The organism is Nosocomiicoccus massiliensis (genome assembly GCF_000438455.1).
GTDB classification, from domain to species: Bacteria; Bacillota; Bacilli; order Staphylococcales; family Salinicoccaceae; genus Nosocomiicoccus; species Nosocomiicoccus massiliensis.
On sequence record NZ_CAVG010000148.1, the window covers coordinates 1 to 3,069 of the forward strand.

General features: G+C 30.5%; 3 protein-coding genes. All 3 read right to left on the reverse strand.

Annotated features, from left to right (window positions below):
- The coding region (locus TJ68_RS07640; protein ID WP_040929558.1) for an SIR2 family protein at positions 1–858 on the reverse strand (858 nt) is incomplete at its 3' end.
- Between the two features lie 107 nt (positions 859–965).
- A complete protein-coding gene (locus TJ68_RS08730) occupies positions 966–1,385 on the reverse strand; it encodes a hypothetical protein (RefSeq protein WP_238316069.1) in 420 nt (139 codons plus the stop codon).
- 169 nt (positions 1,386–1,554) lie between these two features.
- A partial coding sequence (locus TJ68_RS08735; RefSeq protein ID WP_238316070.1) for an Eco57I restriction-modification methylase domain-containing protein occupies positions 1,555–3,069 on the reverse strand: 1,515 nt, incomplete at its 5' end.

Below are 3,069 nucleotides of genomic sequence, written 5' to 3' on the forward strand. Positions count from 1 at the left end.
AATTTTAAAATTATGACTTTCGTTTTCAAAGTTTAAATTTCGTAAATAAACTTCTCTATCATTATCTGTATAACCAAAGACATAAATCATTAACTCTGGATTCTGTATTGCTCGTTTAATCATTTTTGCGATATGTTTATCCTGAAATGAAAATCCTATCACAAATAGAACTGATTGTGGTTTATCTAATTCCATTTGAAATATGCGTAACATTTCATGGAAATGATTACTTTCAAAGGTTGTAGCTGATTCATAACCATCGGGTTCTACCACTACTGGCTCTGATACAACTTCGTTTTTAATTAATATACTTTCATCATGTTTTTCCCAATTTATTGATCCATGTGGTTTTATCAAGGTAATAGATGGTATTTCATTAATATAATTATCGTTTAATCCTTTATAAGAAACCGTTCTATTAAAATTCGAACTATCTAAATAACGATCAAAGTATCCACTTGCACCATCATTAAAAACCACCTTATATTTCTTTAATATATAGTCAGTTGCCTTTTCAATAAACAAATCATAGTTTGTTGTAAACAGATTAGCATTCTTAGGTATTTGCCGTGAATTGGATAAACTTAAAATATACACAATACTTTCAAGAAAAAACTCATAATTGCTTAAGGATGTTGTGATACTCTTATCATTTTCTTCACTGTAGGTACCTAATAACAACTCTTTGCTAACCGCTTTCACTTTTTCAAGTAATTGTTCATTTGCTGATTTCTCATTACACTCTTTAAAACTCCCCATTAATGGTATCGCTGGCATCGATGCTCCTGACCCTACTAAAAAATTCAGTTGCTTTGTTAATGCTAACTTTCTCAATTGCATAATCATATTTTCGCTCATTCATATACTCCTATCTCAAAGCACTATTTATAAAATTGCATTAATTAAAGTTATTAATAGAGCATCAACATTTCTGCTGATGCCAAAAGTAACTGATGTATGAACTTTCATTCCATTGGTCTTACATTTCCTTCAATAAACTGTATTTCTTCCTGACTTAATTTATATTTATTATATAATTGCTGATCAATTTCTTGAATAGTTACTGACCAATCAATATCAGAAGTATCAGAGAAGTTTTGTAAAGGTACTTTAGCCCATTTATCTCTTGTATTGGCCTGAGTAATTTTTAAAACACTTAATAAAGTTCTTGTAAATTTACACTTGATATATTTTAGTGCTGCTTCTGCTTCATTCTTTGTCGAAAATCCTCCAATAGAAAGAAATGTCTCTGTTGCACCTACATTAGGATTTAGTACTAGAGGGGAACTGATGGGTTCTCCAAAGGATCCATTTCCATTTGCTTGTGGCATGATTACTTTATAATTCCTAAAACTATCTGGTGCATTTAAATATTTTTTCTCCATCCAATAATAAGTTCTTTTACTATTTTCTAAGCCCAATATTTTTACAAATTCATCCTGGTTTTTGGGCACATCTTTATAAAAAATAATATCCTTTAAAATTCTAAATACTCCAGATCCAATATCGTTTTTATGACCTTTTGATTGTAATTTTTCTATTATTGGATAATCCTTATGTGACTAATGGAGATAATTTATATACTCCTCTTCCTGAAATATAGCTATCTAATGTTTCATTAGTTCTAGCTGAAACTTTCTTAAGAATACCATTCAATTCTTCATGTATAGTAAATGTTCCTATTTCACCAAATACTTTGCCCACATCTCTATAGGTAATAACAATGCCACCTTTTATATCTGTGTTAGGAAACACAATGGAACTATCTTCAAAATACTTTATGACTTTCAAACTTTTATCTGATAACATCTTTCTGTTCCAAGCTTTAGGCGTACTTCCCGCATTAAACAAAAATCTCGCTGGATGAATCATCTCTACTTTACTTGCAAGTTTATATGATTCTTCTAGAAACTTATGGTAAATTGGAGGTGCATAAGTCTTGTTGTCACCAATTGTTTCATCTTGATACGGCGGATTTCCTATAATTACATCAAATTTCAATTTATCATCTCCAAATAACTCATTAATATTGTCACTCAACATCTCATTGCTCGCTAATTTTAGTGTATCAACCTCAATTAGATTACCTGTTGACACATCTTCAAGCTCACCAAATATAAAGTTCTTCACAATGTTATAAATTATATTACTCGGAGCACAGGCATAAACTTGATTCTCTAAGATCCATTTTATTCTCTCTTCTCTATTAGGAATCTCTTCTTTTAATCCATTATCAAGTTTCTTCACTATCTCCGTTATATACAGCCCACTCTTTGTATATAAATCCGCAAATTTAACTGTTTTGTCTTTGAAAATATTAGAATTTTCTTTCTCAAGAGCATCAACCATCATTTTTACAACACGCTTTGGTGTAAATATCTGATTTGTTTGTTGAGGTGGAATGTAATCAAATATATCTTCATCGAGTTCATCGTCAAAATAATTTGCAAGTCTATGTCTAGTATCCAAGAACTCTTTAATACTTGCATTGAATACTACTTCATTAAATAAACCTGGAACACTTTTCTCTACTCCATCGTTATCAACAAAAGTAAAACCATCACGAAGTTTCTTAAACTCATCTAACGTTATACTTGTAAGTTCTTTAAAGGTGTCTTCATCAATATTTTCATGGAAATTACTCAAAGTTGTATTCTCATCGCCGTATGCCATCAAGAATGCTGGTATTGTACGTGAAAATCCACGTAGGTGATCACGAACATCGTCTTCAGTAGTCTGCTTTTTCTTCTCTTCAACTTTTTCCATTTGCTCTTCAACTAAATCTTGCAATGTTGATTCTACTTTTTCATTAACTTCACTTATGAATGATTGCTCTATTTTGTCTCTATCTTCTTCGTATGTTCTTTGAGCATCTTCGATCATTTTCTCATCATTTAATTTTTGTGCTTCATTTATATTTCTTTGATACTGACTAAACGATTCATTTACATGATTTTTAAATGTAAGATGTTCATCGCTAATAGCTTCTTCTATTGATTTGTGAAGTTCTCTTTGAACTTTGTTTATTTGCCCTTTATTCAAGTTGAATTCACTGCTAATATCATCAAA